Consider the following 15,045-nt stretch of genomic DNA (forward strand, 5'->3'; position numbering starts at 1 on the left):
CAAAGGCGCAAGTTTTTTTTAAATGCTTACTGTTTTAAGGCGCTAGGATTTTATCTTCGATAAAATTGCAATGTTAGTGTGATTTCTCTTTTTAGAGATTCCTACGGAATGACAAACTGTGTGTGTTATTTTATACTCGTTATAATTGTCAGACAGATAGTTTATACGGAAAATAAAGGCAATCCCGTTGTCGCTCTGTAGGAGTCTCTTCTACATTATATGCATTTAAACGGAATGACCGGCATTATATTAATATGTTATTTAAAACAAAAAGCCCCACTGTAGACCAGCAGAGCTTTTATTAAATATAATTGAGTTGTGTTTATTATTTGCTTCTTAAAATTTCATCCTCTGGATTCTCACTGCATTTAAAATAGCGAGCAGCGCTACTCCTACATCGGCAAAAACTGCTTCCCACATGGTTGCCAGTCCTCCGGCACCAAGGATTAAAACAACAGCTTTTACTGCAAAGGCAAGAACTATATTCTGCCAGACTATCTTTTTCGTTTGTTTCCCGATGTTGATGGCCATTGGAATTTTACTCGGTTTATCATCCTGAATCACGACGTCTGCTGTTTCAATGGTAGCATCACTTCCTAAACCTCCCATTGCGATACCCACGTCACTTAAAGCTACTACAGGTGCATCATTCACTCCATCACCTACGAAAGCTACGGTTTGGTTTTTAGCTTTGATTTCCTTAACCTTATTGACTTTATCTTCAGGCAACAGATCCCCGAATGCATTGTCAATACTCAGTTGATCCGCTACATATTTCACGACTGTACTTTTATCACCACTCAGCATCGTGGCCTTTACATTCATTTTGTGCAAATTGTCTACAGTTTCTTTGGCATCTTCTTTTATACTGTCTGCAATCGTGATATATCCTGCAAATTTTTTATCGTACGCTACCGCAATTACCGTGTACACAATATTGGCATGATTGAGATCATAAGTAATGTTGAACTTATCCATCAGTTTAAAGTTACCAACCAGAAGTTCTTTTCCGTTAACGGTTGCTTTCAGTCCGTGACCTGCAATTTCTTCAACATTTTCCAGAGGAATGGAATGGTTGATCTCTCCTACATAATTATGGATGGCCGTTGCGACCGGGTGTGTACTTTTACTTTCAAGGACATTCACCATCTGAAGGATTTCTTCTTTATTAAATTCAGGCCTCATACTTACTTCCTGAACTTTGAATACACCTTCTGTCATCGTTCCCGTTTTATCCATCACTACATTCTGGATTTCTGCAATGCTGTCCAGGAAATTGCTTCCTTTGAATAAGATACCGTTCCGGCTTGCCGCCCCAATTCCTCCGAAATATCCTAACGGAATAGAGATTACCAAGGCACAAGGACATGAAATTACCAGGAAGATCAATGCTCTGTACAGCCAGTCTCTGAATTGATAGTCACTTACAAAGAAATAAGGCAGTAAACAGATTCCTATGGCAAGAAATACTACGATAGGAGTATATACCTTGGCAAATTTTCTGATGAATAATTCTGTAGGAGCTTTCTGAGCGGTGGCATTCTGAACCAGCTCAAGAATTTTACTAAGCTTGCTGTCTTCGTAAGCTGTATTTACTTTAACCAATGCAATACTGTTCATATTGATCATGCCGGCAAGAACAGCTTCGCCTTTATTTTTGGTATCAGGTTTACTTTCTCCCGTTAAAGCTGCTGTGTTAAATGATGTAGAATCTGAAAGCAGTTCGCCATCCAAAGCCAGTTTTTCACCGGGTTTCAACTGTATGATGTCTCCAATTTTAGCTTCTTTAGCTTTTATTGTTTTAGGCTGATTATTTTCCATCACCGTTACCTCATCGGGGCGCTGATCCAATAAAGCTTTTATGTTTCCTTTGGCTCTGGTAACCGCCATAGACTGAAATACTTCTCCTACGGCATAAAACAGCATTACTGCTACGCCTTCCGGATATTCTCCGATAGCAAAGGCACCAATGGTTGCAATGCTCATCAAAAAGAATTCTGAAAATACATCTCCTTTAATGATACTTTTATAAGCATCTTTCAATACCGGGAAGCCTACAGGAATATAGGCTGCCAGGAACCATACCAGACGTACCCAGCCTGTAAACCATGCAGGTTTTATATAGTTATCAAGGGCAATTCCTGATAATAAGATGATAAAGGATATAATCGCAGGAAGAAACATCTGGAAGACTGTTTGGTCTCCTGAATCATGAGAGTGATCGTGGTCATGTCCGTCTCCTTCTGCGTGGTTATGTCTGTGTCCTTTTGTATCTGGTTTTTCCGGGGTTGTACTACAGCATTTTTCCATAACTGATATTTTTATACAAATGTAAAGATGTGACTGATGCAATGCTATTGCAAACTTTCAAGACAGTTTTCGCAGATTCCTTTGGCAAACAATCTTATTTCGTCAATCCTGAAATTGGTCTGTATGTTTTCAGGAAAGGAAATATCTTCTTTACAGGTGGTTTGTTTGCATATTTTACAGTAGAAATGCAGGTGCCAGTCTTTGTGTGTTTTTTCGTCACAATCATCTTCACAGAGCTTGTATTTCGTGGTTGTATTCTCCTGAATGCTGTGAACAATTCCTTTTTCTTCAAAGGTTTTCAATGTTCTGTAGATGGTGATTCTATCAGCATTGTCGAAATGATTTTCTATTTCAGAAAGGGATAAAGCCGCTTCCTGAGAGCTTAAGAAATCATATACCAGAATCCTCATGCTGGTAGGTTTGGTATTTTTATCAATGAGCTTATGTTCTATGTCTTTTTTCATTGTACGTTTTTAAAATTTTACAGATGTACTTCATTTTCTTCATAGCCTTCCTCTTCTATCTGAAAAGTTGTATGACTGATCTTAAAGTTATTCACAGTGATATCTGTCAATGTTTTTAATAATTGATTCTGGGAATACCCGTTCTCTTTTACAACATGTGCACTCATCGCATTCACACTGGATGTCAGCGACCATACATGCAGATCATGGACATCTTTCACTCCGGGAGTTTGTTCTAATGATTGGCGAAGTGCATGGATATCCACATCTTTAGGAGTTCCTTCCAGTAAAACATTAATGGCTTCTTTCAACAGTCTCCATGTTCTTGGGAAGATCAGCAGTCCGATGGCAGCTGAAATTAAAGGATCAGCATAGTACCAGCCGGTTGTCAGCATAATTATTCCGGCAATCATTACTCCTACTGAAGTAAGCATATCTGAAAGCACTTCAAAATAAGCTCCTTTCATATTGAGGCTGCCTTCCGAGTCTTTTCTCAGGATCATCATTCCGGCAATATTAACGATCAACCCGATTCCTGCAACGATCAGCATTGATTTGCTTTGTACTTCAGGCGGATTCTGAAATCTCTGGTATGCTTCAAACAAAACATATATTGAAATTCCAAGTAAAACAACAGCGTTGATTACTGCTGCCAGTATTTCTGTACGGTAATATCCGTATGTTCTGGAAGGATCTGCTTTTTTCTCTCCTATTTTGATGGCTATAAATGCCAGCAATAATCCTACCACATCAGTCAGCATATGTGCTGCATCTGCCAGTAATGCGAGACTATTGGTAAGAATCCCTCCAATCACCTCGGCAATGAGATAGGTACCACTAAGGCATAATACGATCAGCAGGCTTTTTTTATGTCTGCTTCCTGCAGAAACGGTTTGTGTTGGTGTGTTTTCCATATTGTATGTATGGTTTAATTACATTTCGTAATAAGATGTATTTTCTTTTTTGGGTGGAACATTTTGTTCACCGATCATTTGTCTGATATTGATTTCTATGGTCTGCGCCAGAGAAGTCATCGGAGTATCTACAGGGCCATTTTCAAAAGGATCCTGCATAATGATGGATGTCTTCTCAATAGCAATGAATGTCACCGGAACCAGGAAAGTGATTGCAATTTCTACCAGCAGCTGTGAATCATCAAGCCCAAACGGAAGTATGGCAGCAAAAACGTAGATCAAAATATGGACTAAAACACTGTAAGAACGCGGAAAAACCGTATTCTTCAGTCTTTCGCATTTTCCCATACTGTCACAGAGCCTTGTGATGATATCATTCAGTTGCATCTGCTGGAAATCCGTCAATCCTTTGGATGCTGCAATTTCTTTCAGCTGTCTGGAGTGTTCATCCAGGATTGCATTGGGAATATTAACCGCTTTGATCTGATGTTTATCCACATATTGCTGAACTTTTTCAGAAAATGGAAGCTTTCTCAGCGATTCTCCAAGGGCATAGGTCCAGATGATCTGTCTTTCGGCAAAATCTTTTATGGTTTTATCATCTCCGGCAGGCATAAACTGGATAACCAGTCTTACAAAAGTTCTGGAATCATTTACTATGGCTCCCCAAACGGTTCTGGCTTCCCACCATCTTTCGTAGGACTGGGAAGTACGGAATGCCAGCAGCAATGATACTGCTGTTCCCAGCAATGCAGGGATATTCAAAGGCAGCGAGATCTTACGAAACCATGGCAGCTCGTCCAGAAGACCAATCGCTATGGCAAATATCCCGATGAACAGAATTTGGGTTTGTATTTCACGAATGAAATACCAGACTGATATTTTTTTGTTCAGTAACATAATCAGATCATTTATTAAAAATTCGGTGAGATACTCTTTACTTTTTTCCTGCCGTTTTTATTCAATAAAAAATTCCGTAAACAGCTCTAATATAAGGATAAAAATCGACATTTTACGGGTTCCGGCTGCTTTCATTAATGTTCGTGCTCCCCTGAATTCACCAGTTTTGCGTTCACGAAAAAGGCTCCTTTCACCACAATTTTTGCATTGTCCGGAATATTCCCAACTGGGGTAATCGCAGTATATCCCATGTCAGTTGTTCCTTTTACGACTTCTATTTTTTCAAAGTTCAGGGTCTTTGGATGTGGCTTCCCTTTTTCTTCGTGCTCTTCTTCCACTTTTTTATCGGTCTGAATAAACACGTAATATTTTCCGTCTGCTTCTACAATAGCCTCTGTAGGAACGGCTGGTGTTGTACTTTTATCAAGGCTTACAATTCCGGTGATATTCATTCCGTCGATCAGCCCGGATTTGTTTCCGATCACTTCGCAATGCATAGAGATGGTTTTACTTTCGTTCTCAAAAGAAGATCCTATGCTGTAAATTTTTGCATCATATTCGGTTTCCGGATTGTTGGTCAGTTTAAAATGAACAATCTGCCCTACTCTCATTTTGGGAAGATCCTTTTCAAACACCTGAAGATCGAGATGGATAGAGCCGTTATCAATTACTGTCGCCACCGGAGAAGAAATATCAACATAGCTTCCTATCTGTGCTGTAATACTACTGATCGTCCCGCTGATAGGTGCCGTAATCACCAGACCGGATTTCATATTTCCATTGCTGACTTTTCCCGGGCTTATTCCCATCATCTGAAGCTGTTTCAAAAGGGAAGCCCTTTTTGTCCTTAATGTTTTAAGCTCTGCATCGGCACTCTGAAGGTTTTTCTTCGCTCCTGCATCATTATCAAAAAGTTCTCTCTGTCTTCTGTATTCCTGTTCTGCATAGGTAATTCTGCTGTTGGTGGTCAGATAATCTTCCTGAAGCTGGATGTATTCCGGATTGGCAATAGTGGCAATCACCTGTCCTTTTTTTACAATACTTCCCACCTGAATATTGATGGTTTTAATGATCCCTCCATAAAGAGATGTGATAGTAGCCTTATTGCTGTTGGGTACACTCAGCAAACCATTTGCTTTTATCGTAGACGTAAGCTCTTTCATTTCTACAGTTCCCAAAGCAACTCCTACAGATTTCATTTGTTCTTCTGTAAGAGAAGCTATGTTTTGGGGCTCTTCGTCATGGCCTTTTTCGGACTGCTCAGTTTTTACATCAGCATTTTCCGTTTCCTTTTTCTGTTTTCCGCAGCTTATGATCGAAAAGGCTGTGACTGCAAGATATATGATATTGTGTTTTAGTTTCATGTTATTTATTGATGATTGAATTAATAGTAACGACAGATTGGTTCACCTGCTGGATAGATTCCAGGTATTTTAACTGAATATTGGTTGCAGTCTGCAGGGCAAAAAGATATTCCACATAGGAGATTTCCCCTGTTTTATATCCTAATTGCGCTGCTTTCACGATTTTCTCAGCGTTAGGAAGCGCCTGACCTGTGTAATATTCATATTGCTGGATATCCTGCTGATATTGACTAAAAGCATTTTCCAATTGTGCAGAAAGCTGTTTTTGCTGCATTTTCGCATTGGTTTCAGCAACCTGCCTGTCATATTCCAATGCCTGAATTCTTGCTTTTGTAGCTCCAAATGTCAATGGAATTGCTACTCCTACTGTTGCTGACTGAAAACGCTTTCCTGAGTTATAAAAATTCTCCTGTCCGTTAACAGTATGGAAACCTATCAAAGACTGATTGGTATATCCTAAGCTGAAATCAGGAAGCCCGAGGGATTTTTCAACTTTCTTGTTTTTCTCGGCAATCTCCATTTGCTGATAAAAAGCTTTTACAGCAGGATTGTTGGCAACAACTGTACTGTCGAGTACATTTTCTGCTTTCAGAGGAATATAGTCTTTATTAAACGGTACTTCAATATCTTCTGAAGTGTTCATAAGGGTTTTTAAATTCTTATACGCATTGTTCAGAAAGACTTCATTTTGTCTGAGCAGCAGATCAATTTCTCCTTTCTGGGTTTCCGCAGTACTTATTTCTATCTTCTTAATATCACCTGCTTTGAATCTTACGGTTGCAATTCTAATGAATTCCTCATAATATTGATCCAGACTGGTCAGCTGGGCCTTGTTATACTGAAGGTATTCAATCTGATAATAGTAGGTGCGCACCTGTTTTATCAACTCATTGGCTGTAATCTCCTTATCAATCTGTTTGCTTTTAATATTCTCATTGATTAAATCTTTTCTCGCTTTAAAAAGTGTCGGAAAAGGGATGCTCTGCGAAATCGCAAACGACTGGTCAAACTTCGGACTGTTGTATTGTCCAAGCTGTGCTTCAAAATTTAACTTAGGAAGTTCTTTTGCCGTGGGCCTTAATGCTTCGGCGGATTTAATACTCAAGTCTTTTGACTGTAAAGTCAGATTATTATTCAACGCCTGCTCTACTGCCTGTTCTACAGAAACCGGTCTGGACTGTGCTTTGAAGGTCTGTCCCAGCATTATGAACCCTACAACAAGGATCGCAGTATACATTCCTGTATTAGTCTTTTTTCTTTTCAAAATCTTTGTGTTAAAAATGATGTACAGCATCGGTAAAACAAATAGCGTAAGGAAAGTTGCCGTTACCAAACCTCCGATCACTACTGTAGCAAGAGGTTTCTGTACTTCTGCTCCTGCTCCGGTGGAAATAGCCATCGGCAAGAACCCTAATGAAGCTACTGTAGCCGTCATTAATACAGGTCTCAATCTGGTTTTTGTTCCTTCAAATACCCTTTTCAGAATATCTGTTTCACCCTCTTTTTCTAATTGGTTGAATGTCCCAATCAAAACAATTCCGTTCAGTACCGCTACTCCGAAAAGTGCAATAAACCCGATTCCGGCACTGATACTGAATGGCATATCTCTTACTAAAAGCGCAAATACACCACCAATAGCACTCATAGGAATCGCAGTAAAGATCAGGGTTGCCTGCTTGAACGAACGAAATGTGAAATACAGCAGCATAAAAATAAGAAGCAACGATACGGGAACAGCAATCATCAGACGCTTGCTCGCTTCCTGCAGATTTTCAAACTGTCCTCCATAGGTAAAGTAATAGCCGGAAGGAAGTTTCATTTTATCCAGTTTTGCCTGAATATCTTTCACCACGCTTTCCACATCCCTGTCTTTCACATTGAACCCGATCACAATTCTACGTTTTCCCTGTTCACGGCTGATCTGTGCCGGTCCAAGTTTATAACTGATATTTGCCACCTGTGACAATGGAATCTGAGCTCCGCTGGCGGAAGTAATCATCAGATTATTCACATCCGAAATGTCTGTTCTGTGAAGACTGTCGAGACGGACTACCAGATCAAAACGTCTCTCATTTTCAAAAACCTGGCCGGCAGCTTTTCCGGCAAAGGCTGTGCTTACTGCATTATTGACATCTTCGATATTCAATCCGTAATTGGCAATTCTAGTTCGGTCATATTGTACATTGATCTGCGGAAGACCGCTCACCCTTTCAATCTGAGGTGCTGTAGCCCCATCAACAGTCTGAATGACCTTCCCAACTTTATCTGCATATATGGCAAGAGAATCAAGGTTTTCCCCAAAGATCTTTACGGCAACATCCTGTCTGATCCCGGTCATAAGCTCATTGAAACGCATCTGGATAGGCTGGTTTTTTTCAAAGAATACTCCAGGAATCGTTTCCAGCTTTTCACTGATCTCATCAGCCAGTTCGTTGTAGGATTTCTTGGTCTTCCATTCGCTTTGCGGTTTTAATACTACAATCATATCTGTAGCTTCGGGGGGCATCGGATCTGTAGGTACCTCAGCGGAACCGGTTTTCCCTACTACCATTTTCACCTCATCAAACTGCTTGATAATCCTTGATGCCTGCATGGAGGTTTCTATACTCTGGCTCAATGAACTTCCCTGCGGTAAAATACAGTGGAAAGCAAAATCTCCTTCCTGCAGCTGTGGGATAAATTCCCCACCCATATTTTTAAAGATAAAAGCAGAGATAAGAAAGACTACAGCCGTTGCAGAAACAATGATATATTTTACTTTAATCGCTTTCTGCAATAGCGGCTGGTATATTTTCTGTAAACGGTTCATCATTTTATCCGAGAATGTTTCTTTATGGGATATTTTCTTGGATAAAAACAGGGCACTCATCATCGGAATGTAGGTTAGTGACAGAATCAATGCACCCAGAATGGCAAATCCTACTGTTTTAGCCATTGGAGTAAACATTTTTCCTTCTACGCCGGCCAACGTAAGAATCGGAATGTATACAATAAGGATGATGATTTCTCCGAAAGCAGCACTACTTCTGATTTTTGATGCAGAAAGGAAAACTTCTTCGTCCATTTCAGACTGTGTCAATGCCCGGACTGATTTTCTTACGCCTAAATGATGTAAAGTAGCTTCTACAATAATTACCGCACCATCTACAATCAGCCCGAAATCTATGGCTCCAAGGCTCATCAGATTGGCACTTACTCCGAAAACATTCATCATTCCCAGAGCAAACAACAAGGAAAGCGGAATGGCTGAAGCCACGATAAGTCCCGCTCTCAGGTTTCCAAGAAAAATCACAAGAACGAAAATAACGATCAAAGCTCCTTCGATCAGGTTTTTCTCCACGGTATTGATTGCCCTGTCTACAAGGTCTGTTCTGTCAAGGAATGGCTCTATCACCACATCATCCGGAAGAGATTTCTGAATAGTGGGAATTTTTGCCTTAATATTGCTTACTACTTCATTACTGTTGGCTCCTTTTAACATCATCACCACACCGCCTACAGCATCTACTTTTCCGTCATAGGTTAATGCACCATAACGGACAGCACTTCCTAAACGGACATCGGCAACATCCTTTATAAAAATCGGAACGCTTCCTGTTTCGTTTTTAACAGCAATGTTTTTGATATCCTCAAGTGAAGTTACCAAGCCAATTCCACGGATAAAATAAGCATTCGGCTTTTTATCAATGTAGGCTCCTCCTGTATTCTGATTGTTTTTTTCAACAGCTGTAAATATTTCGGTGATGCTGGTTCCCATTGCTTTTAAACGATTAGGATCAATAGCCACTTCATATTGCTTTAACTCACCCCCGAAACTGTTAATCTCTGCTACTCCCGGTGTTCCATTCAGCTGTCTGCGGACGATCCAGTCCTGCATGGTACGGAGTTCCTTGGCATTGTATTTCTTCTCACTTCCTTTTTTAGGGTGAAGAATATACTGATACACTTCTCCAAGGCCTGTACTTACGGGAGCCAGCTCAGGAGTTCCTACTCCTTTGGGAATTTCTTCCACTGCATTTTTCAGCTGTTCATTAATGAGCTGTCTCGCAAAATAGACGTCTACATTTTCTTTGAACACTACTGTAATTACAGAAAGCCCGAATCTTGAAATACTTCTTGTTTCCTGAATATCGGGAACATTGGCAATACTCTGCTCAATGGGAAAAGTAACCAACTGTTCCACTTCCTGCCCTGCCAATGTAGGACATACAGTAATAATCTGTACCTGGTTATTGGTAATATCCGGCACAGCATCTATGGGTAATCTGGTAGCACTCCAGGTACCCCAGATGATCAGCACCAAGGTCATCAAACCAATGATCACCTTGTTTTTAATACTGAATTTTATGATTTTATCTAACACGATTTGTATTTAATTTTTATTGAAAAGTGAATGCACGCAGTATAAAATACTGCAGCAAAAATATCCTGAAAACCTCTGCAATGGTATTGCAAAGTTTCAAGTACAGATAACTATCAGAAAGTAAAACTTTCTGAAAATCAATAAAAATTAAATTTTAGGAGGCTGCCAGATAGGATCATAAATCTGGTAAGCAAAATCGTTTTTGTGAAATAAGATCTTTTTTGAAAAGTAAGCTGGAATTTGCTCAGGAACTTCAAATAATGGATCCATCTTAAATGCTGAAACCGTCATCTGGCAACAACTGCAGGCACACAGCGGAGAACAGATATCTCCTTTTTCTTTTGAATGATTTTCCTGAACACTCAGGGAAACTATTTTCCCTGAATTCTGCGGATGAGACACATCAGCACATGGCATCAATGATAACGCCATAAAGTAAATTGCCAGTATCCATCTTAAGAGATTCATGGGTACAAAGGTAGAGATTTTTTGTAAAGTCGAGATCTTTTTATATAACCGGCTCATAAAAAGCCTAAGTTTTTAGCTACAGTTCATTTGATAGAACAGATTTTGGCTAAAAAAATTCACTACATAGGCACTTGTCACAATAAAAAACAACAACAAAATAAAATATTCATTAAATAAATTTAAAATTAAACAATTTATATTAAAATATATTAATATATAAATTCAAAACCAAAAATACCCTATAAATTTTATAAATTTGCAAATAAAACAATAACTCATTAAAAGGTATTTATCAATTGCTTATAAAATTATTTAAACACGACACCAATTGTCGCCTTACAGTCATAGTTTTACAAAAATAAATTTTAATTAATAATTATGAAAACACAATTATTTTCGATGGCACTTTTAGTGTCATCATTTACTTTCGCACAAAGTTGGAATATCACAGGAAATTCAGGAATTAATCCATCCAACAATTTTATTGGGACTACAGACAATCAGCCCCTGGTTCTTAAAGCCAATAATAATCCTTCACTTCGTATACTTCCCACAGGAGCGCTAAGAGTGGGATTAAACGATACGGACACCAATCCTTATACTACCTTGAGGGTATACAGTAATGAAAACACACTTCTTGAAGTTGCTAACACCTTGGGAAGATTCCAAATTGGAAAATCTTCATGTAATGGCTGTTATGGTGGTGGTGTAGGAGATACTGTCTTAAGAAACCTTGATGTTTCTCATAATATTATTGTTGCTCAGCCTAACGATGGTAATGATGGTTCTACTTATTTCGGTATTCAGGATGCTTATAACGGAACCTGGGTCAAGTTCTTTAATAATGCCATTGCCAGATTTGACGGTAAAATTAAGGCTAAAGAAGTTGAGGTAAAAGCCAATGTATGGGCAGATTATGTCTTTAAAAAAGATTATCAATTAAAATCTTTAGAGGATGTTGAGAAACATATTACTGAAAAAGGACATTTGCCTAATATTCCGGCTGCCCAGGAAGTACTCAAAAACGGAATTAACGTTGCTGAAATGGATTCCAAGCTTCTTGAGAAAATTGAAGAATTAACACTTTATTCAATTGACCAGAATAAACAAATAAAGCATCAGGCAGCACAACTAAAGCAACTTCAAGATGAAAATAAAGTATTAAAAAACCAGTCTGTAAAAATTGAAAAACTGGAACAACAGATTCAACAACTTTTATCAACACAAAAATAACCACAAATGAAAAGAAAAATACTCTCACTATCATCACTGATGATAGGATTCTTCGGCTTTTCCCAAACCGAAGTTTATTTTAAATATGATGAAGCCGGAAATCAGAGATACAGAGGAATCGATGCTGCTGGCAAACAGGCCGGAGAAATGGTTTCAAAAGAGTCAAAGGTAGCAGCCGTTACCAGACAAGCTGCCGCTATTGATGAAAAAACATTCCTGAAACAAATACGCCTCTACCCTGTTCCTGTTAATGACTATCTTACCATAGACTGGACAGAAGAAGTAGATGGATTAATAGAATCCGTTTCATTGTATCAGCACAGTACAGTTCATTGGAAATTCCAGCAACAGAATATCTCGGACTTAAACCGTCAGGTTAAAATCAATATGACAGGTTATGACTGGGGAGTGTATGTTGTACGCTTTACGCTAAAAGATGGAAGAATTTTCAGTAAAAACATTACCAAACGATAAAATCATGAAACGTTACGATAAGAAAATACAACTATTTTCATCATTTATACTGTCATTATGGTCAGTATTGGGCTTTTCACAGACCATACTATATCAGGCAGAAAGTACCTCAAGAACGGTTCAGGATCCACAAACAGTGGTGCTGGTACCAGGATTTCGTGCGTCTTCAAGCTCATCTAATCCCTTTGTTGCTAAAATTGGTCCAGCTACTGATAATCCGGGAGGTGGTCCCACAGATTCAAATGCGGGAGCAACTAATCCATCGGGAACGACAGCTCCAGATGGACAGAGTTTTCATGATACCAAAGGTAATATTGAGGTTAACGGAGCCGGGCAATTACAAATTACTTTACCTATTGCTTTGCCTCCAGGGATAAAAAGTGTAGCTCCACAAATTAATTTGATGTATACCAGCGGTTCTTCTAATGGAATAGCAGGTTACGGCTGGAATATTTCAGGTATTACCTCTATCTCCAGAGTTGGAAAAAATATTGATAAGGATGGAGAAGTAAAAGGAATACAATTGGATTATTCCGATTATTATAGTTTCAATGGCCAGAGATTGATTTTGAAATCTGGAGAATATGGTAAGGATGGTGCAGAATATGTAACAGAAAAATATTCCAATATCAAAATAAAATCTATTGGATCTATAACCGGACAAGCATGGCAAGGTCCCGAATATTGGGAGGTTACTTTTGAAGATGGATCTCAGTCATGGTACGGAGCAATCGATTACGGAAATAGTACAGCCAGAACACCATTGGAATATAATATTGTAAAATGGAAAGATGCACAGGGGAATTATATTATTTATAACTACACCCAGAACAATTCTAATAATATAGCCATACTTTCGAGTATTAGCTGGGGAGGAAATGAAACCTTAGGTAAAGCTAATTTTAATACCATTGAATTTGCTTATTTAGCCAGAAAAAATATTGAAACTTCTTATCTGAAAGGAATATTATTCAAACAGGATAAAATATTGGATCAAATAAAAGTTAAAGCTAACGGTTCACAATTTAAAAGCTATTTAATTCAATATTCCGAAACACAAAATATTGTTAATAATGATTCTAATAATAAAATTAATTATGATTTTGTTGAAAAGATTATTGAAATCAACTCTGAAGGAAAGGAAGCAAATCCTATAACACTATCAACAAATCCATTGCTTACAGGTTCAAATGAATTTGATTTTGGGGATTACGATAATATTATTACAACAGGAGATTATAATGGTGACGGACTTATTGATTTTATTGTTAGACAACCAGCTCAGAATTCTCGTCCGGAAGGTTATTACTTATACTTTAATGCTCTAAACAACAGTAATCCTTCTTTTGTTTATTTAGGTGCTACAAGTGTTTTCTGGCCAAGCAGCAGCTTAACCACTGTTAATATAAAATCAGCTGATAATTTTATTAAACCCAGACAAGGGTTAGTAATAACAAAGTCAAATGTAGGATACAATCCTCCATCTACAGGAAATATAGAGCTAGCATATTATTCAATCAAAAGTGATGCATCTGTTATTAATACTTATAATAATCCTCTGATATTTGAATACTCAAAAACGATACAAAGTAATAATTATTTATTTGACAGTTCTCTATATCCACCGGAAACTGATCCTGAATACCTGGGAGGGCTTAATCAATCTGGATTATCAGTATTAAAAGAAGTCGATATTGATTCAGATGGAATATCTGAGCTGGTGTTGCCAATAGAAGACAAAAAATGTAAATATGTTGTTATTGTACCTGATCCTCCTAAAGGAAGATGGCAATGTAAGACATTAGGATATAGATATATCGCTGTAGATAATGATAATATACAAAATAATACAATTAGTATCATTCCAGGAACTACTTCTAAAAACATTTTAAGTAAAGGAGGTATTATGGACTTTGACAATGATGGAAAACAGGATATTATGTTTCTTGAGCCAACGGACTCGAAAGTTAATGTAACATTTTATACCCAAGTCATTAATTCAGGAAGTAATAATTCTTCACCTGTATCTCTTACTACTGAGGCTTCTTTAAATAATTTAAAACAATATGAATTAAAAAAGGTAGGGAATAATTACACAATTAATTTAAAAAACACAATTTCTGTTAAAGGACTTGCAGATGGGCTACAATTTGGTGATTTAAATGGTGATAGAAATATAGAAGTTCTACTACCTGTTGGCAACCCTTACATAAACCGTCTTCAAGGGTGGTCCATTTATTTAAATACGGGTAATGGGTTACAAGAAGATATCCAAGGTCTTATGCCTTATTTCCCTTATACATCTAGCAATACTGATAATTATTCATATACTATTCCAAAATTAATGGATTTGGATAATGATGGGAAAAGTGAGATTATCAATTCTAATGTGTCATTTGGGCCCGATGTTACCCCAAGTAATGGTTCCTATCATTCTTCCTGGTACATTGATAGTTATGGTGAAGCTTCATACGACCCAAATAATTCACAATTTAAATGGTCATTTGCAAAAAAAAGAATCTTTAGTTCAGTAAGGAATGAAGTAGTGTAAGCCC

10 protein-coding genes are annotated in these 15,045 nt (G+C 38.0%); 3 read left to right on the forward strand and 7 right to left on the reverse strand.

The window, feature by feature from the left end; genetic code table 11:
- Positions 1–336: 336 nt before the first annotated feature.
- The 7 genes from ACE3RB_RS07265 to ACE3RB_RS07295 form a co-directional block, all read right to left on the reverse strand.
- Entirely contained in the window at positions 337–2,310 is a 1,974-nt protein-coding gene (locus tag ACE3RB_RS07265; protein WP_374463613.1) for a heavy metal translocating P-type ATPase, read from the reverse strand.
- A 44-nt stretch (positions 2,311–2,354) separates the two neighbouring features.
- Positions 2,355–2,774 carry a Fur family transcriptional regulator gene (locus tag ACE3RB_RS07270; RefSeq protein ID WP_002983024.1) on the reverse strand — a complete coding sequence of 140 codons (420 nt, stop codon included), beginning with the start codon at positions 2,772–2,774 and terminating at the stop codon, positions 2,355–2,357.
- 17 nt (positions 2,775–2,791) lie between these two features.
- Complete coding sequence (locus ACE3RB_RS07275) at positions 2,792–3,688, reverse strand: cation diffusion facilitator family transporter (RefSeq protein WP_374463614.1); 897 nt, start codon at positions 3,686–3,688, stop codon at positions 2,792–2,794.
- 18 nt (positions 3,689–3,706) lie between these two features.
- Positions 3,707–4,588: a bestrophin family protein gene (locus ACE3RB_RS07280; RefSeq protein WP_374463615.1), complete on the reverse strand. Its 882-nt coding sequence runs from the start codon at positions 4,586–4,588 to the stop codon at positions 3,707–3,709.
- A 134-nt stretch (positions 4,589–4,722) separates the two neighbouring features.
- The gene (locus ACE3RB_RS07285; RefSeq protein ID WP_374463616.1) at positions 4,723–5,952 is read right to left on the reverse strand and encodes an efflux RND transporter periplasmic adaptor subunit; all 1,230 of its coding nucleotides are present in this window, start codon (positions 5,950–5,952) and stop codon (positions 4,723–4,725) included.
- A gap of 1 nt (position 5,953) precedes the next feature.
- On the reverse strand, positions 5,954–10,315 hold the full coding sequence (locus tag ACE3RB_RS07290) for a CusA/CzcA family heavy metal efflux RND transporter (protein WP_374463617.1): 4,362 nt from the start codon (positions 10,313–10,315) through the stop codon (positions 5,954–5,956).
- A gap of 147 nt (positions 10,316–10,462) precedes the next feature.
- Entirely contained in the window at positions 10,463–10,840 is a 378-nt protein-coding gene (locus ACE3RB_RS07295) for a DUF6660 family protein (protein ID WP_374463618.1), read from the reverse strand.
- A 321-nt stretch (positions 10,841–11,161) separates the two neighbouring features.
- On the opposite strand from ACE3RB_RS07295, the gene ACE3RB_RS07300 reads away from it, so the two are divergent.
- From ACE3RB_RS07300 to ACE3RB_RS07310, 3 genes are read left to right on the forward strand one after another with little or no spacing between them, the layout of a single operon-like run.
- Entirely contained in the window at positions 11,162–12,016 is an 855-nt protein-coding gene (locus tag ACE3RB_RS07300; protein WP_374463619.1) for a cell wall anchor protein, read from the forward strand.
- A gap of 6 nt (positions 12,017–12,022) precedes the next feature.
- Positions 12,023–12,490, forward strand: a complete 468-nt coding sequence (locus ACE3RB_RS07305; RefSeq protein ID WP_374463620.1) for a hypothetical protein — start codon at positions 12,023–12,025, stop codon at positions 12,488–12,490.
- Entirely contained in the window at positions 12,453–15,041 is a 2,589-nt protein-coding gene (locus ACE3RB_RS07310; RefSeq protein WP_374463621.1) for a SpvB/TcaC N-terminal domain-containing protein, read from the forward strand. The genes ACE3RB_RS07305 and ACE3RB_RS07310 overlap by 38 nt, the downstream gene beginning before the upstream one ends.
- Positions 15,042–15,045: the final 4 nt, after the last annotated feature.

The sequence above is a fragment of the Chryseobacterium sp. genome (assembly GCF_041914225.1).
Taxonomy (GTDB): domain Bacteria; phylum Bacteroidota; class Bacteroidia; order Flavobacteriales; family Weeksellaceae; genus Chryseobacterium.

Bases quoted from the DNA above. Each gene is read 5' to 3' on its own strand.
- ACE3RB_RS07265 (WP_374463613.1), bottom strand. From the start codon at position 2,310: ATGGAAAAATGCTGTAGTACAACCCCGGAAAAACCAGATACAAAAGGA.
- ACE3RB_RS07270 (WP_002983024.1), bottom strand. From the start codon at position 2,774: ATGAAAAAAGACATAGAACATAAGCTCATTGATAAAAATACCAAACCT.
- ACE3RB_RS07275 (WP_374463614.1), bottom strand. From the start codon at position 3,688: ATGGAAAACACACCAACACAAACCGTTTCTGCAGGAAGCAGACATAAA.
- ACE3RB_RS07280 (WP_374463615.1), bottom strand. From the start codon at position 4,588: ATGTTACTGAACAAAAAAATATCAGTCTGGTATTTCATTCGTGAAATA.
- ACE3RB_RS07285 (WP_374463616.1), bottom strand. From the start codon at position 5,952: ATGAAACTAAAACACAATATCATATATCTTGCAGTCACAGCCTTTTCG.
- ACE3RB_RS07295 (WP_374463618.1), bottom strand. From the start codon at position 10,840: ATGAGCCGGTTATATAAAAAGATCTCGACTTTACAAAAAATCTCTACC.
- ACE3RB_RS07300 (WP_374463619.1), top strand. From the start codon at position 11,162: ATGAAAACACAATTATTTTCGATGGCACTTTTAGTGTCATCATTTACT.
- ACE3RB_RS07305 (WP_374463620.1), top strand. From the start codon at position 12,023: ATGAAAAGAAAAATACTCTCACTATCATCACTGATGATAGGATTCTTC.
- ACE3RB_RS07310 (WP_374463621.1), top strand. From the start codon at position 12,453: ATGGAAGAATTTTCAGTAAAAACATTACCAAACGATAAAATCATGAAA.